General features: G+C 60.9%; 35 protein-coding genes. 6 read left to right on the top strand and 29 right to left on the bottom strand.

Going from position 1 to position 25,166, the window contains the following annotated elements; translation table 11 throughout:
* Nucleotides 1–55: 55 nt before the first annotated feature.
* The 3 genes from PVV74_RS11920 to mgtE form a co-directional block, all read right to left on the bottom strand.
* Nucleotides 56–529 carry an OsmC family protein gene (locus tag PVV74_RS11920; protein WP_274593365.1) on the bottom strand — a complete coding sequence of 158 codons (474 nt, stop codon included), beginning with the start codon at nt 527–529 and terminating at the stop codon, nt 56–58.
* A 329-nt stretch (nt 530–858) separates the two neighbouring features.
* Nucleotides 859–1,416 (bottom strand): 5-formyltetrahydrofolate cyclo-ligase, encoded by a 558-nt coding sequence (locus tag PVV74_RS11915; RefSeq protein ID WP_274593364.1) that lies wholly within the window; start codon nt 1,414–1,416, stop codon nt 859–861.
* A complete protein-coding gene (gene mgtE / locus PVV74_RS11910) occupies nt 1,413–2,846 on the bottom strand; it encodes a magnesium transporter (protein WP_274593363.1) in 1,434 nt (477 codons plus the stop codon). The genes PVV74_RS11915 and mgtE overlap by 4 nt, the downstream gene beginning before the upstream one ends.
* A gap of 129 nt (nt 2,847–2,975) precedes the next feature.
* Here mgtE and guaD point away from each other — a divergent pair, with 129 nt between their 5' ends.
* The 5 genes from guaD to PVV74_RS11885 all read left to right on the top strand — a co-directional run bounded on the left by guaD (nt 2,976) and on the right by PVV74_RS11885 (nt 6,916).
* The gene (guaD, locus tag PVV74_RS11905; RefSeq protein ID WP_274593362.1) at nt 2,976–4,262 is read left to right on the top strand and encodes a guanine deaminase; all 1,287 of its coding nucleotides are present in this window, start codon (nt 2,976–2,978) and stop codon (nt 4,260–4,262) included.
* Between the two features lie 194 nt (nt 4,263–4,456).
* Nucleotides 4,457–4,939 carry a GIY-YIG nuclease family protein gene (locus tag PVV74_RS11900; RefSeq protein WP_274593361.1) on the top strand — a complete coding sequence of 161 codons (483 nt, stop codon included), beginning with the start codon at nt 4,457–4,459 and terminating at the stop codon, nt 4,937–4,939.
* A 67-nt stretch (nt 4,940–5,006) separates the two neighbouring features.
* Nucleotides 5,007–5,267: a hypothetical protein gene (locus tag PVV74_RS11895; protein WP_274593360.1), complete on the top strand. Its 261-nt coding sequence runs from the start codon at nt 5,007–5,009 to the stop codon at nt 5,265–5,267.
* Between the two features lie 28 nt (nt 5,268–5,295).
* Entirely contained in the window at nt 5,296–6,636 is a 1,341-nt protein-coding gene (locus PVV74_RS11890) for a S8 family serine peptidase (RefSeq protein ID WP_274593359.1), read from the top strand.
* 13 nt (nt 6,637–6,649) lie between these two features.
* Complete coding sequence (locus tag PVV74_RS11885) at nt 6,650–6,916, top strand: hypothetical protein (protein ID WP_274593358.1); 267 nt, start codon at nt 6,650–6,652, stop codon at nt 6,914–6,916.
* Between the two features lie 255 nt (nt 6,917–7,171).
* Here the strand turns inward: PVV74_RS11885 and PVV74_RS11880 are convergent, their stop codons facing one another.
* The 12 genes from PVV74_RS11880 to PVV74_RS11825 all read right to left on the bottom strand — a co-directional run bounded on the left by PVV74_RS11880 (nt 7,172) and on the right by PVV74_RS11825 (nt 17,460).
* Entirely contained in the window at nt 7,172–7,705 is a 534-nt protein-coding gene (locus PVV74_RS11880) for a hypothetical protein (protein WP_274593357.1), read from the bottom strand.
* Nucleotide 7,706: 1 nt separating this feature from the next.
* Nucleotides 7,707–8,105 (bottom strand): hypothetical protein, encoded by a 399-nt coding sequence (locus PVV74_RS11875; protein WP_274593356.1) that lies wholly within the window; start codon nt 8,103–8,105, stop codon nt 7,707–7,709.
* A gap of 80 nt (nt 8,106–8,185) precedes the next feature.
* The gene (locus tag PVV74_RS11870) at nt 8,186–8,590 is read right to left on the bottom strand and encodes a hypothetical protein (protein WP_274593355.1); all 405 of its coding nucleotides are present in this window, start codon (nt 8,588–8,590) and stop codon (nt 8,186–8,188) included.
* A gap of 144 nt (nt 8,591–8,734) precedes the next feature.
* Nucleotides 8,735–9,010, bottom strand: a complete 276-nt coding sequence (locus PVV74_RS11865) for a hypothetical protein (protein ID WP_274593354.1) — start codon at nt 9,008–9,010, stop codon at nt 8,735–8,737.
* Nucleotides 9,007–9,207 carry a hypothetical protein gene (locus tag PVV74_RS11860; RefSeq protein ID WP_274593353.1) on the bottom strand — a complete coding sequence of 67 codons (201 nt, stop codon included), beginning with the start codon at nt 9,205–9,207 and terminating at the stop codon, nt 9,007–9,009. Before PVV74_RS11860 ends, PVV74_RS11865 begins: the two co-directional genes overlap by 4 nt.
* Nucleotides 9,204–9,425 carry a Pam3-gp28 family putative phage holin gene (locus PVV74_RS11855; RefSeq protein WP_274593352.1) on the bottom strand — a complete coding sequence of 74 codons (222 nt, stop codon included), beginning with the start codon at nt 9,423–9,425 and terminating at the stop codon, nt 9,204–9,206. The genes PVV74_RS11860 and PVV74_RS11855 overlap by 4 nt, the downstream gene beginning before the upstream one ends.
* A 10-nt stretch (nt 9,426–9,435) precedes the next feature.
* Nucleotides 9,436–10,245, bottom strand: a complete 810-nt coding sequence (locus PVV74_RS11850) for a glycoside hydrolase family 19 protein (RefSeq protein ID WP_274593351.1) — start codon at nt 10,243–10,245, stop codon at nt 9,436–9,438.
* Nucleotides 10,246–10,327: 82 nt separating this feature from the next.
* Nucleotides 10,328–10,600: a hypothetical protein gene (locus PVV74_RS11845; protein ID WP_274593350.1), complete on the bottom strand. Its 273-nt coding sequence runs from the start codon at nt 10,598–10,600 to the stop codon at nt 10,328–10,330.
* The gene (locus PVV74_RS11840) at nt 10,597–11,052 is read right to left on the bottom strand and encodes a DUF4376 domain-containing protein (RefSeq protein WP_274593349.1); all 456 of its coding nucleotides are present in this window, start codon (nt 11,050–11,052) and stop codon (nt 10,597–10,599) included. Before PVV74_RS11840 ends, PVV74_RS11845 begins: the two co-directional genes overlap by 4 nt.
* The gene (locus PVV74_RS11835) at nt 11,049–11,936 is read right to left on the bottom strand and encodes a hypothetical protein (RefSeq protein WP_274593348.1); all 888 of its coding nucleotides are present in this window, start codon (nt 11,934–11,936) and stop codon (nt 11,049–11,051) included. Before PVV74_RS11835 ends, PVV74_RS11840 begins: the two co-directional genes overlap by 4 nt.
* Nucleotides 11,936–12,832, bottom strand: a complete 897-nt coding sequence (locus PVV74_RS11830) for a hypothetical protein (RefSeq protein ID WP_274593347.1) — start codon at nt 12,830–12,832, stop codon at nt 11,936–11,938. The genes PVV74_RS11835 and PVV74_RS11830 overlap by 1 nt, the downstream gene beginning before the upstream one ends.
* Nucleotides 12,829–17,460: a phage tail tape measure protein gene (locus PVV74_RS11825; RefSeq protein ID WP_274593346.1), complete on the bottom strand. Its 4,632-nt coding sequence runs from the start codon at nt 17,458–17,460 to the stop codon at nt 12,829–12,831. The genes PVV74_RS11830 and PVV74_RS11825 overlap by 4 nt, the downstream gene beginning before the upstream one ends.
* A 38-nt stretch (nt 17,461–17,498) precedes the next feature.
* Between PVV74_RS11825 and PVV74_RS11820 the strand changes: the two genes are divergently transcribed.
* Nucleotides 17,499–17,885, top strand: coding sequence for a hypothetical protein (locus tag PVV74_RS11820; RefSeq protein WP_274593345.1), 387 nt, complete (start codon nt 17,499–17,501; stop codon nt 17,883–17,885).
* Here the strand turns inward: PVV74_RS11820 and PVV74_RS11815 are convergent.
* The 14 genes from PVV74_RS11815 to PVV74_RS11750 all read right to left on the bottom strand — a co-directional run bounded on the left by PVV74_RS11815 (nt 17,882) and on the right by PVV74_RS11750 (nt 25,164).
* On the bottom strand, nt 17,882–18,214 hold the full coding sequence (locus tag PVV74_RS11815; RefSeq protein ID WP_274593344.1) for a hypothetical protein: 333 nt from the start codon (nt 18,212–18,214) through the stop codon (nt 17,882–17,884). The genes PVV74_RS11820 and PVV74_RS11815 overlap by 4 nt on opposite strands.
* A gap of 47 nt (nt 18,215–18,261) precedes the next feature.
* Nucleotides 18,262–18,792 carry a hypothetical protein gene (locus PVV74_RS11810; RefSeq protein ID WP_274593343.1) on the bottom strand — a complete coding sequence of 177 codons (531 nt, stop codon included), beginning with the start codon at nt 18,790–18,792 and terminating at the stop codon, nt 18,262–18,264.
* A gap of 86 nt (nt 18,793–18,878) precedes the next feature.
* Nucleotides 18,879–19,334, bottom strand: a complete 456-nt coding sequence (locus PVV74_RS11805; protein WP_274593342.1) for a hypothetical protein — start codon at nt 19,332–19,334, stop codon at nt 18,879–18,881.
* A gap of 84 nt (nt 19,335–19,418) precedes the next feature.
* Complete coding sequence (locus PVV74_RS11800) at nt 19,419–19,820, bottom strand: phage tail terminator-like protein (protein WP_274593341.1); 402 nt, start codon at nt 19,818–19,820, stop codon at nt 19,419–19,421.
* Nucleotides 19,821–19,959: 139 nt separating this feature from the next.
* Nucleotides 19,960–20,301 carry a hypothetical protein gene (locus PVV74_RS11795; protein WP_274593340.1) on the bottom strand — a complete coding sequence of 114 codons (342 nt, stop codon included), beginning with the start codon at nt 20,299–20,301 and terminating at the stop codon, nt 19,960–19,962.
* Nucleotides 20,302–20,387: 86 nt separating this feature from the next.
* Nucleotides 20,388–21,440 carry a phage minor head protein gene (locus PVV74_RS11790; RefSeq protein ID WP_274593339.1) on the bottom strand — a complete coding sequence of 351 codons (1,053 nt, stop codon included), beginning with the start codon at nt 21,438–21,440 and terminating at the stop codon, nt 20,388–20,390.
* 10 nt (nt 21,441–21,450) lie between these two features.
* A complete protein-coding gene (locus PVV74_RS11785; RefSeq protein ID WP_274593338.1) occupies nt 21,451–21,588 on the bottom strand; it encodes a hypothetical protein in 138 nt (45 codons plus the stop codon).
* Entirely contained in the window at nt 21,588–21,899 is a 312-nt protein-coding gene (locus tag PVV74_RS11780) for a hypothetical protein (protein WP_274593337.1), read from the bottom strand. Before PVV74_RS11780 ends, PVV74_RS11785 begins: the two co-directional genes overlap by 1 nt.
* Nucleotides 21,896–22,291, bottom strand: a complete 396-nt coding sequence (locus PVV74_RS11775; protein WP_274593336.1) for a hypothetical protein — start codon at nt 22,289–22,291, stop codon at nt 21,896–21,898. Before PVV74_RS11775 ends, PVV74_RS11780 begins: the two co-directional genes overlap by 4 nt.
* 1 nt (nt 22,292) lies before the next feature.
* Nucleotides 22,293–22,652 (bottom strand): hypothetical protein, encoded by a 360-nt coding sequence (locus PVV74_RS11770; RefSeq protein ID WP_274593335.1) that lies wholly within the window; start codon nt 22,650–22,652, stop codon nt 22,293–22,295.
* Entirely contained in the window at nt 22,645–23,211 is a 567-nt protein-coding gene (locus PVV74_RS11765) for a hypothetical protein (RefSeq protein WP_274593334.1), read from the bottom strand. Before PVV74_RS11765 ends, PVV74_RS11770 begins: the two co-directional genes overlap by 8 nt.
* Nucleotides 23,208–24,005, bottom strand: a complete 798-nt coding sequence (locus PVV74_RS11760) for a glycosyltransferase (RefSeq protein WP_274593333.1) — start codon at nt 24,003–24,005, stop codon at nt 23,208–23,210. The genes PVV74_RS11765 and PVV74_RS11760 overlap by 4 nt, the downstream gene beginning before the upstream one ends.
* Nucleotides 24,002–24,610 carry a glycosyltransferase family A protein gene (locus tag PVV74_RS11755; protein WP_274593332.1) on the bottom strand — a complete coding sequence of 203 codons (609 nt, stop codon included), beginning with the start codon at nt 24,608–24,610 and terminating at the stop codon, nt 24,002–24,004. Before PVV74_RS11755 ends, PVV74_RS11760 begins: the two co-directional genes overlap by 4 nt.
* Complete coding sequence (locus tag PVV74_RS11750) at nt 24,607–25,164, bottom strand: DnaT-like ssDNA-binding protein (RefSeq protein ID WP_274593331.1); 558 nt, start codon at nt 25,162–25,164, stop codon at nt 24,607–24,609. Before PVV74_RS11750 ends, PVV74_RS11755 begins: the two co-directional genes overlap by 4 nt.
* Between the last annotated feature and the right edge of the window lie 2 nt (nt 25,165–25,166).

Genomic DNA, 25,166 nt, shown 5'->3' with positions numbered 1-25,166 from the left:
CGACCGCCGTCCCGGGCTTGACCCGGGACCTCGCACCTCCTCGCGCCGCCCGACCTCAGCCCGACACAACCTCGTAGCGCGTCTCAAAGACAATAGGAAACGCCACCGACCGCGCCACGAAACAGACCTCGTGAATGCGCCCATGGATCGCATCCGCCGCCTCAAGGTCGGTGCCCTCCGGCACCGTGATCACCGGGCGCAGCACGGCCCGCGTGAACCGCCCCTTGCCCGAGCGCTCGACTTCCGCCTCTCCCAGCGGATCGTCAACATATCCCTGCACCGCGATCCCCGCGTCGCTGGCGAAGTGCAGGTACCACAGCATGTGGCACGCACTCACCGTCGCCAGCAACAGGTCTTCGGGATTGTGCAGGTTTGGGTCTCCGCCCAGCATCGGATCATTCGAACACGCCACCACCGGCTTGCCCGGTGTCTCGATGTTCCACTTTCTGTCATAGCCCTTGTAAGTCCGGGTGCCATCGCCCCGGTTGCCGGTCCAGACCACCTTGGCGGTGTAGTCGTGGGTGTCCATGTTCATCTCCTTCCGGCAGGCGCGAGAGGTTTGCCGCGCGAGCACCAGACCGCGGGATGGCGACCCAACAGTTGGTCAGGGCACTTTATCTCAACAACTTCCGCAAAACCTCAAATCAAATCGCCAGCGTCCCCCAATCGCCAGCCCGTCGCACCAAAGGTGCGCCGTACATAGTCGGCACGCCTTCGGCGTGACGGGCGGTCCCCCTATCGGCGATTGCGTGCAATCGCCTTTCGGTCAGCGGACGATCGCGCGGCGGCGCAGCAAGCTGCGCTTTGCTTCCGCGACTTTAACAACATCGACCGCCGTGGTGGAAAAAGCCGCCCCCATCAGAACGAAATCACTTCTTTCTCCGTCACCACCATGTCCAGCGGCTGGTCCGTGGGCTCCAGCGGCAGCCCCTCGGCCTCCTGCGCCGCAAAGGCAAAGCCGATGGCCAGCGTCGCCCGCTTGCCCCTCAACAGCTCCAGCGTCCGGTCGTAGAAGCCCCCACCATAACCCAGCCGACCGCCATTCCGGTCGAACGCCACCAAAGGCACGATCAGGATCTCAGGCTCGAAGAAATTGTCGACCTCAGGCACCTTTGCCCCGAACGGCCCATCGCGTAGCGCCCCGCCCGGCTCCCAGCGCGAGAACTTCAACGGCATCCCCTCGCCTTCGATCACCGGCACGCCAACGGCGCCATGCGCCGTCGCCTCGCTCATCGCCGGCAACGGGTCGATCTCGGTGCGAATGGGCATGTATCCGGCCAGCGGCACGCCGCGATACCCGGCAAGAACGCCAGACAACAGGCCCGCCCCGGCGCCTTCTGCCGCGTAAAACGCAGCCTTGCGCCGCGCGAACGCCGCCTTTCGCGCCGCCGCTTTCACCTCCGCCAGGTCGCTCACAGCAGCACCACCGCAGCCAGGCCCAGGAAGGCGAAAAAGCCCACCACGTCCGTCACCGTCGTCACGAACGCGCCCGAGGCCAACGCCGGATCAACGCCCACCCGGTCCAGCACCACCGGAATGACCGTGCCCGCCAGCCCGGCCATCACCAGGTTGATCACCATCGCAGCGCCTATGACGTAGCCCAGCTCTGGCCCGCCGAACCACAGCACGCCCACGATCCCCATAACCACGGCAAAGATCAGGCCATTGACCAGCCCCACCAGCACCTCGCGCCGGATGAACCGCCACACGTTTGACCCTGTAAGGTCCTTCGTCGCAATCGCCCGCACCGCCACGGTCAGGCTCTGCGTGCCCGCGTTGCCGCCCATCGACGCCACGATCGGCATCAAGACCGCCAGCGCCACGATCTGCGCAATCGCCGCCTCGAACTGCGCGATCACAAGGGACGCCATGATCGCCGTTAAAAGGTTCACCGCCAACCAGGGAAACCGCCGCTTGGTGGTGCTGATGACCCGGTCGCTCAACGATCCTTCCTCGCTCACACCGGCCAGCCTCAGGATGTCCTCCTCGTGTTCCTCGTCCAGAACGGCCATGGCGTCGTCGATGGTGATCACCCCCACCAGCCGCTCGTCCTCGTCCACCACCGGGGCGGAAATCAGGTGATACTGGTTGAACGCATAGGCCACGTCGCCCTCGTATTGCTCGGCGGGAATGACATGAAACGTCTCTTCCACCAGCGAACTCAGCATCACCTCCCGGCGCGACGCCATCAGCTTGCCCAGCGTCACGTTGCCCACCGGCTTCAGCCGCGGGTCCACCAGCACGATATGATAGAACTGGTCCGGCAGATCATCCTGGTCGCGCAAGTAATCGATCGCCTCGCCCACGTTCCAGTGCTCCGGCGCCATCACCACCTCGCGCTGCATCAGGCGCCCGGCGGAATATTCAGGGTAACTCAGTGACTGCTGCACCAGCGTCCGGTCACTGTCCTCCAGAACCCCCAGGATCTCCGCAGCGCGGCTTTCCTCCATGTCCTCGACAAGGTCGACCACATCGTCCGACTCAAGGTCACGCACCGCGTTGGTCAGAACCTCCGGCGACAGGATCGAGATCACCTCCTCGCGGATCGTCTCGTCCAGTTCCGTCAGCACGTCGCCGTCGAACTCGTGTCCGTAAAGCTCGATCAGCCGGCGGCGGTCGAAGGAATTGATCTGCTCCAGAAGGTCGGCGATGTCGGCGGGGTGGAACGGCTCCAGCTCCTGCCACAGCATCGCCTGGTCCCCGATATCCACGGCATACATGATCCGGCCCACGGCCTTCTGATCCAGCACATAGGCGCTGTCCTCGCGCTCAGGCTCCCGCTCGGGTTCGGGCACCTGCGCGGGCTCGCGTTCTTCGGTCACGTCGTCCTGCTGGTTTTCGGTCATCGCGCGCTCCCAGGTTCTGCGGCACATGTAGGACGAAGCGCGGGGAAATCACAACGCGATATGCAGCATTTACGCCGCCGTTCACGACTTCTATCCTTCTCACGACCAGCCCCGAGGAAACCATCCCGCATGACCACCCAGCGCATCCTGACCGGGCAAGTCCTCTGCTTCACCCGCTCACCGTTCGAAGGCGATCCCGCCGGCGCCGCCTGCCTCGACGAGGCTGTCCTGATCGAAAACGGCCTCATCTCCCGTACAGGGCCTTTGGCAGACCTGCGCGCCGCCGCTCCGGACGCCCGTATCGAGCGCTACGACGACCACCTCATCTCGCCCGGCTTCATCGACGCCCACGCGCATTATCCCCAGACCGCCATCATCGCCAGCTGGGGCAAACGCCTGCGCGATTGGCTGGAAACCTACACCTTCCCCGAGGAAATGCGCCTTTCCGATCCAGCCTATGCACGCGAGACAGCAAACCGCTACCTCGACCTGACGCTGGCCAATGGCACCACCACCGTCGCCACGTTCTGCACCTCCCACGCCCACAGCGCCGACGCCTTCTTTCAGGCCGCGCATATCCGCAACCTCCGCGCTGTCGCCGGCAAAACCTGCATGGATCGCAACGCCCCCGCCGCGTTGCTGGACACAGCCCGATCCGCCTATGACGACAGCGCCGCACTCATTGCCCGGTGGCACGGCACCGACCGGCTGACCTACGCCATCAGCCCGCGCTTCTCGCCCACCTCGACGCCAGATCAGCTCTCCGCCCTCGGTGCGCTCTGGGCCGAACACCCCACCTGCCTGATGCAAACGCATCTTTCCGAGCAGATCGAGGAAATCGACTGGGTCAAATCCCTCTTTCCCACGGCGCGCGATTATCTCGACACCTACGAGACCCACGGCCTCCTCGGCGCGCGCGGACTCTACGGCCACGCCATCCACCTCACCCACTTGGAACGCGCCCGCCTGTCCGAGGTCGGCACGGCGCTCATCCACTGCCCCACCTCCAACACTTTCATCGGCTCCGGCCTTTTCGATATCGCCGCGCGCTTCAATGACGACCACCGCATCGGCCTTGCCACCGACACCGGCGGCGGCTCGTCCTTCTCAATGCTGCGCACCATGGCGGCGGCCTACGAGATCGGCCAACTCACCGGCACCGCCCTGCATCCTGCCCAGCTCTGGTGGCTGGCGACGGCAGGCAGCGCCGACGCCCTGCACGTGTCCGACTGCATCGGCACCATCGCCCCGGGGATGGAGGCTGACCTCATCGCCATCGACCTCGCCTCGACGCCGGCAATCACCCAACGCGCGAACACGGCGAACGACATCTGGCAAGCTGTCTTCCCCACGATCATGATGGGCGACGACCGTGCAATCGCGCAGGTCTGGGTGATGGGAGAGCCGCAATCGTAGGGTGGGGTTAACCCCCACCATTCGAACCCCGCCACTCTGAGGCCAGTCGGTAAAGGAAAATGCCTGGCGCTGAACTGCCCCGGTTTCAGCGCTCCGCGCTTTCGCATAAGGGAAAATGGTGCGGGTGAAGGGACTGTGCTTTGCCGTGATTCCAATGGCCTACGGCCAACGTGGGGGATTTTTGAGGGAATGACATGAATTTGCACGCCTACACAAGGGCCGATCAGCGCTACCTGGAAGACGAACGGTATGACAGCGCGACATGCCTCTACCGCTACTACGACCCGAACGATCATCTGCTGTATGTGGGGATTTCAAACCAGCCAAAACGACGCGAAGAGCGCCATTGGCAGGAAGACAGGCATTGGCGGCAGCATGCTTTTTACATGACGGTTGAAATGTATCCGACGCGCAAGCTGGCCGAAATTGCTGAAAAGAAGGCAATAAAAAATGAAGATCCGGAATTTAACAAGTGCAGGTTGTCAGACTGCGGCGCAGAGCATGCCCCTCGCCACGCTTGGTATATGGAAAAGTGCGGCGGCGAACTAAAGGGCGAAGACTCGGCCATCTTTGACCTGTGCGGGTATGAAGTGCCCGAAGGTTACGCCCATACGTTTTGGACCGAGCCGACACTCAGGTCGCACTGCTCCAGCGGACAAAGGGAAAACGTATCGTGAAACTTGGAAACGCCCCATGCCGCGAACGGATGGTGAAAGTGGGATCGGTCAGAAAGGAGAGAGTGAAATGGTCAAGCTTCTCGCAAGGCTCTGCAAGGGCGCAAAACCGACGAAAAGCGCACAAGAGGTTTTGGAAAGTGAAAAAGCCGCGTCATGGAAGCGGCGCTGTGCCCGGCTTGAGGGCGAAATATCCGCCATTGGCCGCACGAAAGTTTTTGCGCGGGCCAAAGCGCACGGGTGGTCGCAGTTTGATACGCCGCCAATTTGGGTCTGGGAAGGCATATGCCGGGAAATGCGCGCCGAAGAACAGAACGTAAATGAAATGTGAAAGTGGGTTCGCCCGGAAAGGACTACCAATGAAATACATTGCAACAGCTACATCTGACGAGTTCGCCTCGCCGCTGCGCGAGAAAATAGAAAGCGCGGGCGGGACGGTACTGCGCCAATCCCCTGCCATGCCCGAGATAATCATCTTTGACGGCGGGGATCGGCCTGACGAGTTTTGGATTTACCGCTTTAAATCTCCAGGACTAAAGCAGGTTGTGCGCGATCAGAAGGTGAAGGCCCTTGAAGCCGATATTGACCAGCCGGAACGGCCCGTCGAGCGGCCTATCTCTGCTGCGGCTGATGACCTTGCGCCCGCAGGCTGGCACCTTTCGGCAATTAACAAGGGCGAGATATTTCCTGACATCCCGCAAGATCCGGCCCACGTCTACATTCTTGACACAGGCATTGCCTCGCACCCTGACATCCCCGCCTTTGATACCATCTTTACGGCGTTCGAAACGACCGCCGACGCATATGGCCACGGCACCCATGTCGCCGGATTGGCTGTGTCTGAAAAATACGGCGTCAATGAGCCGTCCGACCTTATCCATCTGCACTCGGTCAAGGTCTTGGGGGATGATGGCTCTGGCACAATGGCCGGGATCACCGAGGGCCTAATCGCCACGCTGGAGCATTACCTTGGTCACGACCGCCCCGGCATTGTGAATATGTCTTTGTCAGCCCGTGGCCAAATCGGCTCCATGCCTGCGCTTGATGTACTGCAACGGATGATGGATCACGGGATGCTGATCGTGGCCGCTGCTGGCAACAAAGGTGAAAGCCTCGACCATCACGGCGAATTGCCAAATTGGGAGGCTGGCATTGACACGTTTCCGGCAGAGGTTCCGGGCGTTCTCTGCGTAAGCGCCGCAAGGGTGGATGCGCTCGGAGCGTTCGGTCTCGCAACATTCTCAAATTACGGCGGAAACTCCCGCATCAACGCGCCGGGTCAGGAGGTGACGTCCACGTATCTCGGTGGCCAGTATGCCGTTATCTCGGGTACATCTATGGCGTCTCCAATCGCCGCTGGCCTGCTTGCGCTGCGCATGACTGCCGCCAAGACCCGTCCGCAGAGCCGTCAAGCTGTGGATAAAATCATGGCGTCTTTCGTAGATGCGTTCTCATCGCAGACATGCTCAAGCGCCGAGTACAAAATGCACACCGACAGGATGCTGGACATGTCGTTTATCAACCGCCCTCAAATTTGGAGCGGACCTGATGCCGAACCGGAGGAACCAGCCCTACCACCCAAGGACGAGCCGTGGATTGACGATCCGCCGTATATTGAGCCGCCGAAGGACTATTCCAAGCCAATCATGTTTGCGGCGGTTGCAGTGGGGCTGGCTGTGCTGGCGTGGGTGCTGGCGTAAACAGGAGTGAGAGATGCTTAAAATGCTGATGCTAGGCACAGCAATGGGTGTCGCAATCGGGATTTGGACAGTTTCGGTATTTGAAAAGCGCACCTTTCGATCTGGCCTGCTGTCTTTGGCGTGTGGCGTCGAGGGGCGCGCGGGAGTCGTGCTATACGACTATGAAGCCGACGAGGAAGCTTGGGTTTGCGTTGACGTTCGGGATGCCTATCCGCAGAGCGACGCGCTGGACAGGGTGATAAGGCGCATTGAGGCCGCGCACCAAGAACAAGAAGGATGAACAAAAAACCCCGCCGCGGCAAAAACCGGGCGGGGCTCATGGGTCGGGACAGACCTTGCTGGATCATGGCCTTTCTTCTGTTGTGATACATGCGCCTGGACGCCGACGCCGCGACCGCGTGACCCTGCGGCGGGGATAGCGTTCAACCGGACTTGCTTTTTAGAAATGCAACCGTTTTGGCTTGCTTAGATCAGCCAGATCAGCGCCAGAAGCACCACCACGCCAATGCAGAGCCACAGGCCGCGCTCGTCGGCTTTACGGCGCAGACCCCCCGACAACGAACGGTTCAGATGGAAAGGCCTCTGGAATGGCCCTGTTGGGCGAAGGGTGCAGCCGATATTCCGTGGTCAACACATAGGCACCCTCGGTAATTTCCGGTGAGACCGCCAAGCCCGACCACCACCTCATCGGATGGTAGGGGCAATACGCCTTGCCGAGTCTGTAATGGTTCGTCTGTGACCACTCGGTGATCTCGTAGACATTCCGGCCTGCCGTGGTGTTGCGCAGCTTGGTCCGGTACTCGCCGTGCACGTCGGCCAAAAACCATACGTCGGGCGCGACGAACAGCTCGTCACCGGCTTCGATCACCGGCTTTTCCTGCGCCTCTATCACGCACCCGGCCCCGTCTCGGACGATCGACCACGGCTCCAGCGCGACAACTCGGATGGAGCGCACGTCGATCAGATCCTCGACTGCCGGCTTGGTCAGCCACGCATATGCCGACAGGAGCCCGATCACTCCAAGGAATATCGGAAAGCGCCAGTCGTGCGGGATGCTATAGTGGCTCATTTCACTTGCCCTTTCCGAACGGCCAAAGCCGCTCGATGGTTTCGCGGTTCACGAATGTTCGCAGTGCCCATTCCCCGGCCCCGGCCCAGGCCGCCACGACAGCCGGACGATATGTTTCCGGCTCTAACCCCAACGCGGCAAGCGTCGGGTCGGTCCCAATGAAGGCCAAAAATACCCCGGTAAGCACCGACAGGGTGGAAATGCCCTGCATCTCTTTGCCGCCGATCACACGACGCAGAAGGATCGAGGACAGAAGCGCCACGATCCAGAACATGACGGGTTGCCCGGTCACGTCGAGAACCACCTGGCTAAAAGTCGCTGCGGTGGCAACGGATGCCACCCCTTGCACTGTCTCTGCTGTTACGCCTGCCTTGACCATCAAGGATTCAAACCTCTCCATGCACCTCTCCGCTAACTGTCCCCGCGCGGTGCGGGCCGGCGCTCAGGTCCAAGCCATCTTGCCGCCGGAATTGCGCCCCACTACGCAGGGGCATTCTCCTTACGCCACCAGCGGCGATACGTGCCGCCCGCAAGATGCGCCAAGCCCCAGGCCATGACGCCCGCTGCCGCGTCGATCTGTCCCGAGATGCCGCCACCAGAAGGCTCTGCCGAGAAGGTCAGCATCGGAAGCGCGAAGCCGTACCCGAAAAAGGCCGTATCCTCGACGGTATCCCATCCGCGCCAGCCCTGTATCCACAACTCGATGACGCCGAGATAGAGGCCGAACCCGAGCACGATTAGCGCCCACTTGACCGGTATCTCCCCGATCAACGCCACGAAGGCGATGCACAACACGTAGACCGTAAACGTTCCGGCTGCCGCATGGCCTACCTGCGTCAGAAAAAAGCCGCGAGGGTCGCGCGAGTGATCGTCGGGAGTGATCACCGCAGCTCTCCAATCCGACCCGCGCTGGCCTTTGTGTGAACGTCGCAAAGGTCTTTGCCGTAGATGCCGGCGCCGCACAGCCCCGCGATAGCGCTGTCAATGCGGTCCTGATCCTTCAGGGTTTTGCCCTGCGCGCCGGGCAAGTCAGTCCCCACCACTCGCGTCAGGCTGTCCACATTTGCCGGTAGCGAAGTCGTACACGCCCCCAAGGTCACGACAGCGGCGCAGAGCATCGCGGGCGTCGATAGCGTTGCCTTCCAGTTCATCGTTCAAATCCTCGATCTCGTTGATGGTGTCCTGTGCGCCCTTGTCATAGACGCTTTGGTACGCGCGGAAGCCGATTGCACCGACCGCAGCAACCGCCGCCAAGATCAGCCAGAATTTCCATTGCGGGCCCAGAAGGGAGACAAGGAACCTCATACTGGCTCCCCCTCTTTCTCGGGCTTGCACAGCCATCCGACTTGCGCCGGAATGCCCTCCATTGCGAGCGCGCGAAGGGTGCGATGCATCTCGACGTTGCCCGCTACCATGCACTTGCGCTCCGTCTCGTAGAGGTCCGGCAAAATGCTTTCGTTGCAGCCCCCGCCCATGCAGATGATGATCCAGAGTTCGATCATCGGCCCATCGCCTCTTTCAACGCTTTGCGGCTGGTGCTGTACCAGTACCAAAGCAGGGTCAGGGCGCCGAGCACCGCGCCCGCCACGGCTTCGATGATGTACGGATCACGGGCGATCTCGTCGGCCAGCACTGGATCAAGCCATCCGCCACGGGCCGCCATGCCTGCGATGATCAGCAGTGCGTATCGGATGAAGGGTGTGAGTTTGTGCAGCGTCATGGTCAGTCTCCTATCCGCAGAACCATCCGAACCATTCGCAGCCCTTCGCGGCCACAGCAGCGCCGCCAGAGGCCACCAGAGCGGCAATTCCGCCCCACAGGCCACCCTTGCCGCGCGATGGGGCTGTGGCGGGCTGTGAGGGGGCGTCTGGACGCACGAAGCGCCGAGGTTCTTTCCACCCGCCCGCCTTCAATGCCGCCTCGAAATCCAGCGCGTATTCCTCGATGCGGTCGCCCATGTCCAAGCCATCGCCCACCGGTCGACGTTCGTCGCCGTTTACCATTGAGCGTGCATCATCGTGGTCAAACGAACCGTCTGCTTCGTCGTGATCGCCCAGTTTCTCACCCGTGAAAATGCCGAGTTCCAACCCCTTGATCGCGATGCGGGCCGCAATGACCGGATCGAGCGTCTGATCAGGATGCGCTACCAAATCGACGCCAACATGCGGGGACAGCTTTCGATAGTTGCGCTCATGGGTGATCTGAATGCCGCCGCGCCCAAACATGCCATCGCGCCAGTATGGGGTCTTGACCCACGGCAATTGGCCCTTGGCCCACGCCCGGTCCAGCCGCGCGATGACCGTCGCATCTGAGGGGTTCTTGTTCTTGCTGTACGAGTAGACGGTTTCCTTGACCGGATACATGCCGCCGCCCGTTTCATGGTACACTTCGGCCAGAACGTGCGCCATGTGAGACAGCGAAAGGTGCTTGCCCTCATCCAGATACGGTTCGATTCCTTCGACCTGGCGCTGCGAAAGCGACGTGCCGAAGATGCTGACGTCACGCCTGCGCAGATGCGCAAAGAATGCCTTGCGGTCCATGTTTAACCTCACGATGTGATTGATTTTTCAGGGTGCCGTTGCTGTCCGCGCAGATGGGCCCAGGCCAGAACGGCGCGGCGCTTTACTTGAGTGCGTCCAGTCTTTCCAGCGTGTACCGAGCCCGCTCGACTTCTTTCGCCCAGTCCTCGGCGCAGTGATCGTCCTGCCAGAAAAACAGCGCGTTGATGATCGCCCTGCCCCGTGCCCATGCTTTTGAGTGCGGCGCTTCAAGGTGCGCACGGGCCGATGTTGTCTGCGCGGTCGATCCGCCTAGAAAAGTGGCGTTGAAGCCGCGGGAAAAGAGGCCGACGAAATCACTCGCCAGCCGCCACGGGATGTAGAGTGCCCGGTTCACGGCCAGTGCGTGTCAGCGGTAAAGTCCGAAGGAATACCGCCACTAAAGTCCCCTGTGCCGTCCTTCATTGCCCAGCTTGTCGCGTAGATAGCCGACGCCGCCTCTTTGGCCTTGCGCACCATCTCCGCGACCTGTTCGGGCGTCAGGTCGTGCATGGTGTTGACAGCATCCCGGAAGGGCACAACCGCCGCTGTTACCCCAGCGCCGATCAGTTCCTGCGCCGTGGACCCCAAGGCCAGCATGTTGATCTGGTCGCCGGGTCCGCCCTGCACGGGGATATCGCCATAGCCCGTCACGTTTACCGTGACACCAGCATTCAGCCTGCGGTCGCGTTCGCGGTTAACGTCCCCGCTGGTCGGGACCGGCTCCAAAGCCCACTCATCCCGCAAAGCCTGTTCCTCGGCGGCGCTCATTTCGACGCGCTCGCCATTCACGTTTTTATAGAGTGTCATGCGTTCACCATGCCGTACATTGTGATTGTGCCAGATGCGATATTTCCGGATGAACAAAGGAAGCGTACTGCATCCACATCGGCCTCGGACTGCCTCAGGCCACTACCAGTAAGCATTACCAAGTTACCGCTCGGATCGTAGAAGCTGGTGTTCCAAAGGAACTGTGTTTTCTTTGCCAGATGCGGACCCGGTACAAAAAGCCGACCACTCAATCCCGGATACCCGGAAGTATTGCCGATGGTGAGCGCTCCGGTGCCGGTTAGGGCAATTGATGCGGCATTGCCGCTATCCGTATCAAAGACAGTGCCGGATCGTAGAATTATGCAGCCAAAATCGTAGTCACCAGATGTGTTGTCCCATGTAGACCCGCCGTCCGTGCTGCTCAGGAAAGTAAAATCCACATCGTCGGTGGCCGGGATTATGTTCTGAAAAACGAATTCATAAGCATCGTACAGCCCCGCATCAAAAGCGGTGAAGTCCGACGTAGCGTCAGACGAAAGGTCAGACGAGGCAAGAAAAACCAGCCCGCCGCTGCTTTCGACCAACTCAAGCCAATTTGCGCCATTGGCGGGAGTGACGCCCGTGTTTTCGGTTTTCGCAATGTACTGAGTGCCGTTGTAAGTAACGCTCTCACCGACGGAATAGGTCGTTCCAGCGTCGTAATCTCCCTTGTAATTTGCAGCACCAACAGCAACCGTTTCGGCGCTCTCCGCCGCAGCCTGACTTGCCGCCGCAGCCGTAGCTTTTGAGTTTACGTCATCTTGAAGGGCGTTTGCCTCGGTCGCAAAGTCCGGCAACGCAGCAAGAAAAGCATCCGCATTGGTGGTAAAGGTCTCGCTGTCCTGATCTCGGGACGGCGGCGTAGGAAGTGGAGTGATTGCCATCAGACAAGCCCTTCGATTTCGAGTGTCATTTCGGAAGTGGTTGGCCCTGTGCGAACCGTTGAAAAGTCCCGGTAAAAGCCGATGATCACCGTTTCCGGCCTATCATCGTCCCCGACGTAGACCGTCGGCGTGGCCCGCTGCGCGGAGAGGGTTCGGAAGGCTGGGCCGATTTGCGCATTGCGCAGGTAAATGTCGTATTCTGCCAGCTTGGCAAAGCGCCGCTCGACAATCGTGAAGCGCCCGAAGCTGTCGCGCTCCTTGCGACTGAAGTCTTCGATCCCGAATGAAAACTCCTGCAGTGTCTCGCCAATCCTGACTTGCTGGCCAAGGACCAGCTCACCAATAGCAGTGTCATTTGAGCCATCGTCAACGATGACCCGAACCGAGGCGCCGATATAGGACGGCAGGTCGAGAAATATCGCATCCGTATCGCGCGTGATGGGCTCGAAAAAATAGCTGTACCAGTCGCTCACGCCGGAATTGTCCGCCAGGTCTCTCGTGGTGTTGTAAACCTCGCCCTCAGTGTCATCCGTCACAATGACTTGCACGGAAGCGCCGATCACTTCGAACAGCGCCACTGCGTTGATCAGGCCATCGTCTTCGACCGTCACGTCGATATCGCCGCCAGTCTGCTCGGTCGCATCGCCGATCAGAAAATCGAACATTTTGAAACGGTTGATTTCGCCGATCTCGATCCACGTGGCCGGGTCTGCCAGAACACCGGCTTCCGGGTCATCATCGGTATTAGGGTCAGCCACCACCTCATACAGCGTCGTGCCGACATACCGCTGATCCCCGAGGTCATAGGTGCCGGCGGTCCATTCGGTTTCCGTGATCGCAACATTCGTGTTGGTCAGTTCAGTCGGCGTAACCGTCAGAGGCGGGATGATCTTCATGCCGTCTCCCCTTGCAGTTCGATTTCCCTGAGCGCGCGCTCTTGCTTATTGTTGATCTTCACAAGCTGCCGCGTGTACTCGATCAGTTGGCGCATTTCGGCCCCCAGCGTCGTGCTGGGCTGCATGATCTCGCGGGTCTGACGTGCGGAATAAATCCGGCTTGGACCCGTGGCCTCCAACTCTGGCCCATTCTCACCGACAATCCGCAAGCCGCCAGCGTGCATACCGCCCATCGCGAAGGCCGGTGTATCGCCGTTGGCAATCGCACCATCGCGGAATGCGTTGATCAAATCTTCGCCCTGTAGGCCGGTGCTTTCCCAGAAGGCCCGACCGGCGGCGTCGGCCTCCCGGCCCAGCATGGAGCTATACAGCGCGTCAATCGTGTTGACGGGCTGAGCCGAACCGATCTCGCCGAAACCGGGCGTTACACCTGATTGCGCCTCTTGGGACGTGGCAAGATCAAAGCCAATACGCGCGGCATTCGCTTGGCCAGACTGAAGAAGTCCGCCATAAAATTCCAGCCCCGCGGCGTCCACATTCCGCCCAAGCGTATCGCGGTAAAGCCTGTTGATCGTCTCCGCAACGCCCGTAAATGTGCTGGTGGCCGCGTCGGAAAGGATCGCATTTGTCCGGTTCTCATCAAACTGGTCTATCCCGGCCATGCCAAGACCAGCAGCACCACCAGCACCGGCGATGCCAGAAATTGCCCCAAGCATGGAATTGGCGAGGCTCAGCATGGCCTGCTCAACGCGCATGGTCGCGTCCCGCACCTCTTGCATCGTCAGGTCAAGCTGGGCGATGGCTTCATTCAAGGTGGTCACGCCCTCGTTGATGCCCAGAAGCTCGGCGTACTGATCCTCAATCGCGTCCCGCTGCTCTTCCAGCAGAACAATCTGCTGCTCTGCCTCAGTCAGTTGTTCCCTGGCGATGTCACGCTGGGCCGCCATAGCGCCGCTGGTGATCGCAAAGTCGCGTGCGTAGTCGATCGCATTGCCGAAATACTGCTCCGACGGTGCGTTGAGAGTGCGGACAACATCCCGCAAGCGGTCTGGATCATTAATCCCCGCACGCAGTTCGTTCAGGGCCGTTTCGCGGCGCATCATCTCAGCGCGTTCGCTAAGCAGGCCGCGTGAGGCCAGTGCGTCATCCAGAATATCGAAGACACGGCGAATTTCAGCCGCAGCTTGTTCGGCGGCCCGGATTTGCTCTCCGAACAGCCGCATGACGTTCTGATACTCCTGCACCGCGCGGGCGCGGGCCGCCTCTAGGGCATCCTCGGCGCTGAATGTCGCCTCAATCACTGCCGTCGACAGGCTCGCCACCGTGTAGCCAAGGCTGCCAAGGGCGTCTTCGAGGGCCACAAATTCACCGGATAGCTGAATAAGCGTGGCGGCCACTTCACGACCGCGCTCGGTTGTCAGGTCTTGCGCCTCGACCATTTCGCGGTATGCCTCGGACGTTGCGGGCAGACCCACGCCCACAGCGCTCAGCGCCTCGACAAGCCGACGCTGGCGAACGATAAGCTGGCCTTGCTCGGAGAACATCGCCTGGATGTATCCGTTCATCGCCGCCTGCATGTTCTCCACGCCGCCGAACATGTCGGCAAACTGCGCGGCATACACACCGCCCTGCACGCTGATATCGAACAGAGCGACATTCAGATCGCGCAGATTTCGGTTCGCAACCGAGATTGCATTGCCCATGCGGATGAAGCCATCGGAAAGTTCTTCGCCTTCCCGCAGGACTTCATCCCGAATGACGGCAAACATACCGACGCCGGATTTATCCAGGCCATATGCTACAATGTCACTCGCGTACTGTTGAAAGAACTCTGAAACTTTTTGCTGGATCTCGTCTTCGCTCAGGCCTTTTGTCGAGATGTCCATGTTGTAGCCATCCCAGACGCTCAGAAAGTTCTCGCCCGCAAGGCCGAGTTGCTCCGCTGCGCTGCCGAGCGCACCTGTTATGCCCGACAAGGTGTTATCCCACGCTCTCTGAAATTCCTCTGGCACCTCCGAGAAGTTTCGGCTGTTGCTTTTCGACAGGCCCCAGTATTTCTTCTTTTGGATATCCTGGAACTGCCGGATTGACGTGACCGAATCCTCAACCTCGACGCGTAGCCCCTCGTTCAGCAGCTTCGTCGTGGTCTTGAAGAAGCTGGAAATGAGGGCAATACCGCCAGCGACAAGACCAACGGCAGGGAGCGCTGCGCCAATCGTAGACGCCAGTGAGCCCGCCCCGGTCGCAGCGCTGGCGACGGCTGCATTCGCACCGATGTTGAAAATGCCGGCAGAAGAAAAACCGCCCAGCCCAAGGGCAGCCTGAGCGCCGCCCATGACGCCACCCAAAAGGCCGCCCGTGCCGCCCAGAAGGTTGCCAAGAAGACCACCACCGCCAAGCACGTTGCCGAGGATGCCCCCGCCCCCGGCAAGCCCTCCTACGCCGCCAGCCGCGCTTGCAGCAGTACCCGCCAATCCACCACCACCAGCAACCCCGAGACCGATCAGGATTTTGTTGCGGGCCGCCGTGGCGATCATCTGCGCGATCATGCTTTTGAAGCTGCCGAGAACGCTGTCCACGAAGCCCTTGAAGTCGTTAAACCCGTTTACGACGAAATCGGCCCATGCTTCCGAAATTCCCTCAACGCCACTGATTACAGCTTGCGCCTTTGCTTTGCCAAAGTCCTCGGCTGTATAAGCTGCATCAGCCATGGCTTTCTCAAAGGCCTCGGCCTCCGAGGTCACCTTTTCGACTTCTTTTCCCAGATCCTTGGCGGCCTTTCCTGCCGTTTTGGCTGACCCTCCCGCGCGGTCTATCTGATCCGCCAAGTCCTTGGCTTGATCTATTGCCGTTTTGGTTTGGCTGTTAACCACAGGCTGTGTCATGACGATCTGCTCTGAAACGACCTGACGATCACGCATCGCTTGCTCTAGGCCCCGCTCTGCCTCAGCAAGATCTTTAACAGCCTGTTCCGCTTGATAGCTTAAGCTTCGTTGAACAGGACCGGGAGCAAAATTTGCAGCGGCGCCCTCAGCCATAGCTTTTCGCTTTGCAAGCTCAGCCTTTGCGGCTTCATAGGCGCTCGATGCCAACTTTCGGTTGTCGTTTGCGAGGGCGATGACAGCCGCTTGAGCTGCGGGCCCCGCATCACTCGCAAGAGCATCAAGTTCGCCCATGAGCGCCGCCGTAGCAGCAGCGGCATCGTATTGCGGCTGTTCCGTCGTCTCTACGTTGTCGCGGTAGGTGATAAAGGCAGCCGCTGCTGCTGTTGTCAGCCCGAGAACGACCCCGATAGGCCCACCCAAGAAGGCTATCGCACCCCGCGCCACTGCAGCCGCGGCGGCCATCCCACGCGCCGCCACTGCTCCGGCGATGAATTGAGCCTGCATCAGGGTCAAGCCTGCCGTTGCGGCCCGCAGGGACAGCACCAAGGCAGGCAGTCGCGTTGCCGCAAGAGATGCCACAGCGATGCCGAAAACCTCAAGATTATCTGCCACCAGAAGCGCTACCGCCGCGGTCGCCTCAAGCGCCGGAACAGCGACTGTCAAAAGCATGTTGCCGACAGTCAGGCCGATATCGGCAAGCGCGGACATGGCTCGGTTAAGCCTTTGATCCAACGTGCTGGCCATCTTGTTGTAGGCGTCCGCGGTTGCCCCGCTCTTGTTCGCCATGTCGGTAAGGATTACGCCCAGAGAGTTGCCCGCCTCCCCAGCCAAAGCCAAGGCAACCGTGGTCGCCTCCACGCTGCTGAACAGGGTTTGCATCGCCTCTGACGATCCGCCGGTCTTGGCAACGACTTCCTCCATGAAGCCCGCAAAACCAAGCGCCTCCAACCCAGCCGCGTTGAAGTTGATGCCCAGTTGTTCGGCTAGGTCCTGCGCCTGTTTCGACGGCCCGAGAATGGCCGTCATTGCGGCGCGTAGGCCGGTCACGGATTCCGCTGTGGAGATACCGCCCTTGGTCAGGGCCGCAACTGCCGCCGCTGTCTCATCGAAAGTCACACCCAGATTACTTGCCAGGGGCAGCACCTTTCCGAGCGAACCAGCGAGTTCGTCGATCGTCGTCTTGCCCGCCTTCATTGCAACAAAAAGGGCGTCTGATGCGTCCTCTGCAGTCAGGCCGGAAGCAGCATAAACGTTTGTGGCGGTGGTCAGAATATCGACAGCCGTGGTGACGTTGGTCACGCCACCAATGGCCAGCTTATTCGATGCCTCAAGCACCCGCGTTGCCTCAGCCACGTCACCTGCACCCGCAGAGATCGCCTGATAAAAGGCCTCAACCTGAGCCTTGGCCCCGGTGCCAAAAGTCACGCCAAGGCGTCGGGCCTCGGTTTCCATGAGGTCCATTTCTTCGCGCGTGCCCTGTAGGAGGGTGGAGGCCTCGCCCATGGCTGCCCCAAACTGACGGGCCTGTTGGACGGCTGTTCCGAGCGATATCGCCGCAGTTGCGGCAGCGGCAATACCAGCCGCCGCCCGTGCCATCGCCGCGCCCATTGCGTTGGTGGACTTTTCGACACCACGCGCCGCGCCATCGACGTCCTTGCCCGCCTTAACAAACCGCTGCATCTCTTCGCGCGTGAATTTCAGCGGGCGTCCGTCAACGTCCATGCCGAGTTCAACAATATCCATGCGGCTTTCCTTGATTGGTCGGGGGAACGAGCTTAACCTTGCAGCCCGAAACCATTGGAGATTTTCAAATGATCAGATTTGCCTTTATGGCCATTTCCGCACTTGCCCTCGCAGCCTGTGCATCCACGCCGGCCAGCCCCATTCAAGACAGAGCCTTAATCAAGCGCGCTGAATCCGACATTCGGGAGAGGTTGCGTCAGCCTTCTGCCGGTAAGTTCCGAAGCCCAAATGCTTACCAACTGGCAAACGGGGAGAGGGCCGTTTGTTTTGATGTCAACACCACGAACGCCATGGGCGGCTGGACTGGCTTCTCACCCATGCTGGCAATTTATCCAACCACGGGACGCGCGCCACTTGTGTATGAGGGCGGCCCTGCGATCGCAGAATGCCGCGGACTGATGAGCGGCCAATCCATGAGGCTCTAAAAGGCCTCGCCCGCCTCCGCTTGCTCCATCGGCTCAATCCCGAACAGTTTGCAGCCGGTTTGATATCCAGCGAGATAGGCTGTTGCCATGTCGCGGATTTGCTCGACCTCCCAGGGCTCCGAGATACGCCGCGTGCCTTGAGCGAAGGCCATGATTTCCGGCCAGTCTACAGCGCGAACGCCGCCCATTCCCTCTGATCGTGTCGGCCCAAGGCGCTGCATCGCCTCAAAGAGGTATTCCCCGCGCGACAGGTCCGGCATTCGCGGGCGCTTGCCCTGCTTTTCCAGCGCTTGCATCCGCGTGCAGTTCCACTGGATTTTCCAGTCCACATGCTCCGGGACGCCGTGCCAAAAACCGTATTGCCGCGCGGCGAGCTTCAGTCTTTCGAGGTTTTGCCGAAAAAACGGCTACCGTCCTCCGCCGCCTTGATCATTTGCTGCGCGAACGGCTCGTTTGCCATTTCGAACTTCGGCACTTCAAGCTTTTCGCCGTCGTCGGTCTTCACTTCGTGCGTGACCGGGTTGCCGTCCGCATCCTTCACGACGCGCATTTCGGGGAACGTGCCGTCGAGAACCTTGCGGATCAGGTCTGGGTTGGCACCCACCGGCTCGCCGTTGATCGTCATGTCGTCGTCGGCCCGAATGATGTATTTCATGGCACCGTCGATCAGGCGCTCGTGCAGGCGCTCCATTGCGGCTTCTTGGCTTTCCTCGTCCTTCGCCGCGTCCTTGGCCTCTTTTTGCATCTCAGCAAGGCGGGATTGCACGCTACGGGCCGAGACCCCGCGAACGTAAAAGCCGGGGGCGCCTTCGCCCTTGGCAAAGGGCTTGCCGGTGTACGGGTGGCGCAAAGGCTCGAAGACGCCTTCTTCGGCTTGCTTGCGACCGTCGAATGCACTCATATCCATGTCTGGTGTTCCTTTGGTTTCCGGTTTCAAAATCGGGGCGGCAGGTGCGAAACCACCTCACCCACCGCCCCTAGCCCCAGAAGGGATTAGGCTCCGCCGTCCACCTTGGTAAACAGCGTGATCGAGCGGAATTCGAAGCTCTCGCCCTTGTAGGCGTCCGGTTCACGCGCGGCCTGCATCACAGAACCAATGACGCCCTGGATGTAATAAACATCCCCGTCCGGATCTGTGATTTCGAGCGTGCATTCGGTGGTGCCGTTTTCGTTTGCCCGCACAATTGCCTGGCCTGCGTCATCGAGGTCATAGACATACGGAATGGTGAAAGGCGCCACGACCTTCGATCCGTTGTAGTGCTGCGTCACGCCATTTTTCAGCAGCGTTACGGTGCCCGCGTTGCTGGTGTTGCCGGTCTCTGGGACGGACAGCACCTTGCCGATTTCGGTGGTGCTGATCGCGCCATAAGCACTGGCGTCTTCGGTTGCCGGGACGCTCGCCGCAATAGCGACGGTGACGCCCACGAGCGTGGTGGGTGCATCTGCCATAATGGCCTCCTATGCTTGGGGTTGTTGTCCGGGCCATAACCCTCAGCGGGGAAGGCAGCCGCCCGGAAGCCGCCTATTCTGGTGTCAGTCAGCCGTGGCGCGGTAAGAGACCACGACAGGCACGCGGTAATCCGCATTCGTGGGGTATCCGCCCCGGATTTCAGCAGGCCGACGAATGACGATCTCACCGCCCGTTATTGTGATCCGTTGCCCCTCGGGAAACAGTGCGTGCACGGCGTCGGCATAATCCAGTGCGTCATCTTCACCGCCGCCTTGATCGACCACGACAACGGCATTGAATTGCCCCGTCTCGGACAGGATTTCATTGCCCTTCAAGGTTCCGCCTTCCCGCACGATCCCGGCAAAAGAGGTATCGAAAAACGGCAGCGCGCCGGTATATTCGACGTTCGGCCATGCTCCGCTCGGGCCAATAGAACCACCGGCAAGGCGGGATTTCAGGGCGTTTCTTACGTCAGATGTTTTCATGTGGAATGTCAGGACGGGGCGGCATTTTCGCCGCCCCTGATCGGAAGCCTTAACAGGCCGCGCCTTACCCGGCGATGCCTCGACTTGCCGTGCCTTGACCCTTTCATATTTTCAGAACCGGACAGATAAATCAAGGCGCTTAAGGTATCTGCGCCTTCGCCCTGATCGTTGCCGCCCTGACATAACCTTGCCACTTCGCCGCGGCCTCATCGCGCCAGAAGGTGCCGGGGACGCCATTCGCGCCGTAGTGCACCTCTTGCGCATATGGGGCCAGCGTGCCGCCCCATGCGAACCGGGCCCGGTCCCCCGCCTGCAATTGCCCCACGACCATGACGTAGCTGTCTTCGCCGGTGAGTGCGGTAGACCCGAACAGCGTGGATTGCAGCGAGGATGCCAGTGCACCCAGGTCACGCGGGATTGTCCCTCGTCTCCGCGACCCGCCCCGGGTGATTCCCGGAACGATCCGAATATCCTTGAGCATGTCGTTTACCGACTGCTTTAAAATTGCGGTCTGGCGGCGCTCAACCTTTGCAGCCCATCTATCCAGCTGGGCGAAGGTGTACTTTGTCATGCGAAGGCCAGTTCATCCTGCGCCGCCTGTGCGATCCAGTCGATGTCAGGCCGCTTCACGCAACGGCACTGGATGATTTCGCTTGCAGGCGCCCCAAGCGATCGGTCACCGGGGTAGCGAAGCTGGTATCCGGCCCCTGTCACAAATGGTTCGCCCTGAGCCCTTACCTGCCCGTCCATCGCCCGATGGCTATCTCGGGTCGCGCTATCCTCTGAGGAATCCCATTCGGCCTTGACGTTCTGACGCGAAACCTTCCCGTCCTCGATAAGCTGTTCCATCCCCTCATCCTGCGCCGCGTGGACGCTGCCAAGCAATTCCGTTCGGGCGATCATCTGGCCACGCTGCCGCAAGAGCTTCTGGCGATACCGGGCCGTGATCTGCCGTGCTTCCGCCGCAGATACCGGCTTTTCGTCACGAATGGCCCGCTTAACGATGCTGTCAAACCGGCGATCCCTGGCCTTTCGGTCAAGGTAGTTTCGCATTTGGGCCGGGTCGCCGCTGGTCAGCTCATCGAAGGCACTTGCCGCCCACCTTTCCCGCTGACCGCCAAGGCCAATGATGCCGCCCTCGCGCCGCCCGGTTGCCCGATTGATGCGCCCCACGATGTCAAGCGCCGTTGTGCGTGGCGCGGTGCCCTTTTCCAAGTTGCGGGCCAAAAGGCTTTGCACCGCATCGCGCGCGTCGTCAGTGATTTCCCGAATGAGCCGCGACGACTGCGCCTTTAGCCATTCCTCGGCCCGTAGGTTGCGGGCGTCGAAAACCGCCCTGACCTGTGCGCCGGCAGCCTTGGCCTGCGCCATCCATTGCGCCATGACCGCCTCGCCAGCTTGGGCGTATGCGTCCGTCAGCCCTCTATCCAGTGGCGCGAAATACCCACGCTCCATATTCAGCAAGCGCAGCACGCGGGTCGTGTCGCGCGCCTCTATGGCCTCGATCAGAAGGCTTAGCTGCACGTCGCTGGTGAAGCGGTTGATGCTTTCGAGAAAAGCATCCCTGACACCGCCTTCCAGCCTGTCTGCGATTTGCAGCAGGGTTTCGCGTTTTGCCATGTCGGTTTGCCTATCGTTTCAGGCCGTTCGCCCATGCGGTCCAAGCCGCAAGCCAGATCAGCATGTGCCAAGCACCAAGGGCGTAAGCCCGATCCATCGCGGCGGCGCTTTCCTCGGGGTAGTCGTCAAGGATGGTTCGACTGGTCATCAGCGATCAAGCGTTACCGAAACTTCCGTGGCAGCATAAGTGCTCTTAAAGGCCATGGCTGCAATATGATCGTATTGACCATCTTCGGCCCTAAGGCAAATATCCGACGGCTGACCGAGGCCAATGGGCCAATGAAAAACCACGTGCGCCTTGTTGAACGCCCGTTGAATCTGCGTTGAGCCAGGAAAAGGCGTGGTTCGCCTGACAGTAACCCCGCAATCCTCGCCCTCAAAGATGGACGGGCCTCGCTCAATATCCAGCGCACGAATTTGAACCGGAGCCTTGTTGACGGTTAGCCTCGGACTGCTCATGTCACCAAATCCACTTCCCAAAATACGTCAACACCACCCGGAGACAATGGCCGCACCTCGTCAATCTCGTGGATCGCCTCGGATTGCTGTTGCTCAGTCAGTGCCGCCACCGCGTCTTTGTCCAGCCCCACGAATACCTTGTCGCCCTTTTCCGGGGCAATGCCCGCGCTTGTCGAAACGTAGAGCGTGCGCCGCGTCTGACCTACCAAGGTTCCGGAATTGTCGCGCACCTGCTCATTAAGGTCAACGGCGGTGATCGTCGTGTCCGTCTCGGTCTGCGTGGGTGCCCACTCTGTCCCGCTGTTCGTGATCTTGCGCAGGGTGGCGGATTGCCCGAAGCGAGCGATGAGGCGCTCGGCGGTCCGGCGTGACCTGGCGTAGTCGAAGGCCATATCAGAGGTCCGAGAACATCAGCCGCGCTGCGATGGTGCGCAAGCCGTCCTCGCCGTCTTTGTCTTCGACCGTGATGTCCTTGAAGTCATCTTCGGTCACGTCGTCTGGATAGTGCGCAAGAATGGCGTCCAGCAACTCGGCACGGTTCATCTTGGCCACGTCAGCGCGGGTCAGCCCCTTGGGTTCCGGCTCGTCATAGGCCACGGTCAGGGTTTCCGCGCGAATATGCCGGGCGATGAACGGCTCAGCCGAGATCCGCGCAAGGGTTGCCTGGGAAACACTCAGTTCGCCATTTGCGGGGATCGTGTGGCCGGTGGTGGCGGTGATGGGTTGGTCAGTTCGGTTCGTAAGTTTAGGCATGTTCGGTCTCCTTGGTTTCAATCTCGGGCTTCCCTAAAAGCACCGCCGTCCATCCGCTCATGGACCTCATGCGGTCCCGATATTCCTCTGGCAGGGCCAGCCATTGGCGGCGAAAATCACTCGCTGACCTCCACGGCTCGCGCTTGGCGTCCCAGAAATGCGGCGTCTGCGTCAGCGGCACACCGCAAAACACCACGCGATCAAAGCCCAAGTCGATTAGGGCTACCTTGGCGGCAAACAGGCCCGACGATCCGCTGTGCGTCTGGCCGGGGAAAGCGTATTCGGTGAACTCCACGTTTGCGGGCAGCCGTGCCCTGCGATGCGGTTGTGCGGCTGCCGGGTGCGCAATCAGCCGCTTGGCTGGAGGGCCTTGCCGTTTATCCAGCCAGCCTTTGCGGGTGAAGTGTTCAGGATGCAGAGACACCCATGCGTCCAGATCACCCGGCCACTCGATCCCGGCTTCGTTGCACGCGACAACACCGTCGCGCGGAAGGTTGCGGGCTGCGTGCACATCCTCGAAAAGACAATCAGCGCCGCCCAGAACGAGGCACGTCTTCACGCGATGATCTCCCGCACGATCCGCCAGGCATCATGATGCTCCTTCACCCACACCCGGAACGCCTCGGGCGCTGTCTCCATCTGCCATTCCGCGCTGGCAATCACGTCATCCAGTGACGGGCTCGCCTTGCCGCCCCTTCCCGAGTAGTTCTGTGGCATCTGTTCGGACAGCGAGCCGCCCAGCATCGGCGCCTGATACGTTGCCCGGTGGTCATAGATCACGACCCGTGCCCCGCAGGCCATTGCCTCCAAAGCGGCCCGGCCCGAGGCGAACACCAGCACAGCGCCCTGTAGCGCGTCACGGGCTGTCTCATAGTCCACGCCGCCCACTTGGCGGCAATCCATGCCCAACGCCTGCGCAGCGGCCTTACAGTGCGTCTCAGTTCGCCTGTAGGAGTATCGCACCGCCCCGATGCGCGTTCGCCCGGCGTCGTGCCAGAAATCAAGGTCAATCGGTTGGCGGATGATGTCGCCGTCCATGCCCCAGCGGTCCCGCGTGCTTTCGCTCACGAACACCAGCCGCCCGAGCGTGCCGTTGGGCTGATCGCCGGACAGGAACCCGTGACAGACCTCCGTGACGCAGACGCAGTGCCTTGCCACCGGCGCGGTTAGGCGCGCGTTGGCGATAATGCCGAGGTCGAAGGGTGCTCCTGCTAAGCGCATCCCCGGCTGCCATTCCGTGACCGTGTGGCCCAGCCGCTCAAGTTCGCGGCGGATCGTCCAGCACCACGAGACGACGCCACCCATGGGCTTCGGGCCGAACGGAACGCGCTCTGCGGCCAGAAGCACTCTCACAGCCGATGCCCTACGCCGATGCCGGGACGCCCCGGCCAGCCCTTGATGCCAGTCACGCCCCGCGGCTCTGGCCGGTAAAGGCGCTTGCTGCCGGTGAAGTCGCGCCACAGGCGCAAGTCAATGCCCTTGGGGCCCTGCTCACAGGCCCGGCGCAGCGCATCCACCGCAGGCCCTTTCATTGCTGTGCTGCACAGGCTGGCATGGTTGCCGTTGCCCATGTCCTGCGTCCGGCCAGAAACGCGGTTCTGGTAGAGGCTGTGGCTTTCCCCGATCAGGTCGGCCTCGTTCAACCGTTCCGCGCAGCGTGTCAGCCACCACGGGGCGTACTGATCATCATCCTCGACGATCACCACCCGATCCGTGCAGTGCGGCAGGCCCGCGAAGATGTTGCGCGCCAAGGTGTTCTGTCTCGGCTGCCAGAACGGTTCGGGGCGGATGTGCAACACACCGCGCATCCCTAAATTCGGGGTCGGCATAGCCTCGGGACCATCGTCCACCACGACCCAAAGCACCGCACCGATGTAATCCTGCGCCCGCATCATCTCGACGCAGGCCGCAAAAGCTTCAGGACGGGCGCCGGTGGGCGTCAGGACGGTAAGGGTCAAGACACCTTGCCAATGCTTTGAAGGTAAAGCTTCGGCCCCTTCAAGTCAGGAATAAGAATTGCGGCCAGAAGATCGCTGATCACTGTCAGCATCGGGCGGTAATCCCATGCCGTTCCGGTGCTGCCATCTTGGTAGGTCACCGACAAGGGGCCAACCTTTTCCTGCTTGATGACTTCGCTCGGCGTGATCTGCGAGTGCAGAGTTCCGGGATTGTTGAGTTCGTACCAAGCAGCCTCGGCAACTGCGTCCGCCACCGCTGCCGGTATGGTGGCGTCGTTTATTGCCAGACCATCAACGTCCTTGGCCCCCGACCGCGGCCACAGACGGCGCTGTGAGGCGCTCGCCTTCTTTCCGGGCCATTGGGTCGAAAGATCGGCGGTCGGGCCGCCCACGCCTTCCACAAATACCGTCCCGACGCGAATTGCGGGTTCGATCGCTGTCTCATCATCAAAGCTGGAATAATCCCAGTTCCGCGCATCAGCGTAAGACTTGAACGCAGCAAGCGTCAGCAGCGCATCATCGGACGCGCCGCCGGGGGTGACGGTGAGGGTCATCG

Origin of the sequence: Roseovarius sp. SK2 (genome assembly GCF_028807495.1) — a bacterium.
Classification (GTDB): domain Bacteria; phylum Pseudomonadota; class Alphaproteobacteria; order Rhodobacterales; family Rhodobacteraceae; genus Roseovarius; species Roseovarius confluentis.
This window is presented reverse-complemented; position numbering and strand designations above follow the sequence as displayed.

Bases quoted from the DNA above. Each gene is read 5' to 3' on its own strand.
- PVV74_RS11920 (WP_274593365.1), bottom strand. From the start codon at position 529: ATGGACACCCACGACTACACCGCCAAGGTGGTCTGGACCGGCAACCGG.
- mgtE (WP_274593363.1), bottom strand. From the start codon at position 2,846: ATGACCGAAAACCAGCAGGACGACGTGACCGAAGAACGCGAGCCCGCG.
- guaD (WP_274593362.1), top strand. From the start codon at position 2,976: ATGACCACCCAGCGCATCCTGACCGGGCAAGTCCTCTGCTTCACCCGC.
- PVV74_RS11900 (WP_274593361.1), top strand. From the start codon at position 4,457: ATGAATTTGCACGCCTACACAAGGGCCGATCAGCGCTACCTGGAAGAC.
- PVV74_RS11895 (WP_274593360.1), top strand. From the start codon at position 5,007: ATGGTCAAGCTTCTCGCAAGGCTCTGCAAGGGCGCAAAACCGACGAAA.
- PVV74_RS11890 (WP_274593359.1), top strand. From the start codon at position 5,296: ATGAAATACATTGCAACAGCTACATCTGACGAGTTCGCCTCGCCGCTG.
- PVV74_RS11885 (WP_274593358.1), top strand. From the start codon at position 6,650: ATGCTTAAAATGCTGATGCTAGGCACAGCAATGGGTGTCGCAATCGGG.
- PVV74_RS11880 (WP_274593357.1), bottom strand. From the start codon at position 7,705: ATGAGCCACTATAGCATCCCGCACGACTGGCGCTTTCCGATATTCCTT.
- PVV74_RS11875 (WP_274593356.1), bottom strand. From the start codon at position 8,105: ATGGAGAGGTTTGAATCCTTGATGGTCAAGGCAGGCGTAACAGCAGAG.
- PVV74_RS11865 (WP_274593354.1), bottom strand. From the start codon at position 9,010: ATGAGGTTCCTTGTCTCCCTTCTGGGCCCGCAATGGAAATTCTGGCTG.
- PVV74_RS11860 (WP_274593353.1), bottom strand. From the start codon at position 9,207: ATGATCGAACTCTGGATCATCATCTGCATGGGCGGGGGCTGCAACGAA.
- PVV74_RS11855 (WP_274593352.1), bottom strand. From the start codon at position 9,425: ATGACGCTGCACAAACTCACACCCTTCATCCGATACGCACTGCTGATC.
- PVV74_RS11850 (WP_274593351.1), bottom strand. From the start codon at position 10,245: ATGGACCGCAAGGCATTCTTTGCGCATCTGCGCAGGCGTGACGTCAGC.
- PVV74_RS11840 (WP_274593349.1), bottom strand. From the start codon at position 11,052: ATGACACTCTATAAAAACGTGAATGGCGAGCGCGTCGAAATGAGCGCC.
- PVV74_RS11835 (WP_274593348.1), bottom strand. From the start codon at position 11,936: ATGGCAATCACTCCACTTCCTACGCCGCCGTCCCGAGATCAGGACAGC.
- PVV74_RS11830 (WP_274593347.1), bottom strand. From the start codon at position 12,832: ATGAAGATCATCCCGCCTCTGACGGTTACGCCGACTGAACTGACCAAC.
- PVV74_RS11825 (WP_274593346.1), bottom strand. From the start codon at position 17,460: ATGGATATTGTTGAACTCGGCATGGACGTTGACGGACGCCCGCTGAAA.
- PVV74_RS11810 (WP_274593343.1), bottom strand. From the start codon at position 18,792: ATGGATATGAGTGCATTCGACGGTCGCAAGCAAGCCGAAGAAGGCGTC.
- PVV74_RS11805 (WP_274593342.1), bottom strand. From the start codon at position 19,334: ATGGCAGATGCACCCACCACGCTCGTGGGCGTCACCGTCGCTATTGCG.
- PVV74_RS11800 (WP_274593341.1), bottom strand. From the start codon at position 19,820: ATGAAAACATCTGACGTAAGAAACGCCCTGAAATCCCGCCTTGCCGGT.
- PVV74_RS11795 (WP_274593340.1), bottom strand. From the start codon at position 20,301: ATGCTCAAGGATATTCGGATCGTTCCGGGAATCACCCGGGGCGGGTCG.
- PVV74_RS11790 (WP_274593339.1), bottom strand. From the start codon at position 21,440: ATGGCAAAACGCGAAACCCTGCTGCAAATCGCAGACAGGCTGGAAGGC.
- PVV74_RS11785 (WP_274593338.1), bottom strand. From the start codon at position 21,588: ATGACCAGTCGAACCATCCTTGACGACTACCCCGAGGAAAGCGCCGCC.
- PVV74_RS11780 (WP_274593337.1), bottom strand. From the start codon at position 21,899: ATGAGCAGTCCGAGGCTAACCGTCAACAAGGCTCCGGTTCAAATTCGT.
- PVV74_RS11775 (WP_274593336.1), bottom strand. From the start codon at position 22,291: ATGGCCTTCGACTACGCCAGGTCACGCCGGACCGCCGAGCGCCTCATC.
- PVV74_RS11770 (WP_274593335.1), bottom strand. From the start codon at position 22,652: ATGCCTAAACTTACGAACCGAACTGACCAACCCATCACCGCCACCACC.
- PVV74_RS11750 (WP_274593331.1), bottom strand. From the start codon at position 25,164: ATGACCCTCACCGTCACCCCCGGCGGCGCGTCCGATGATGCGCTGCTG.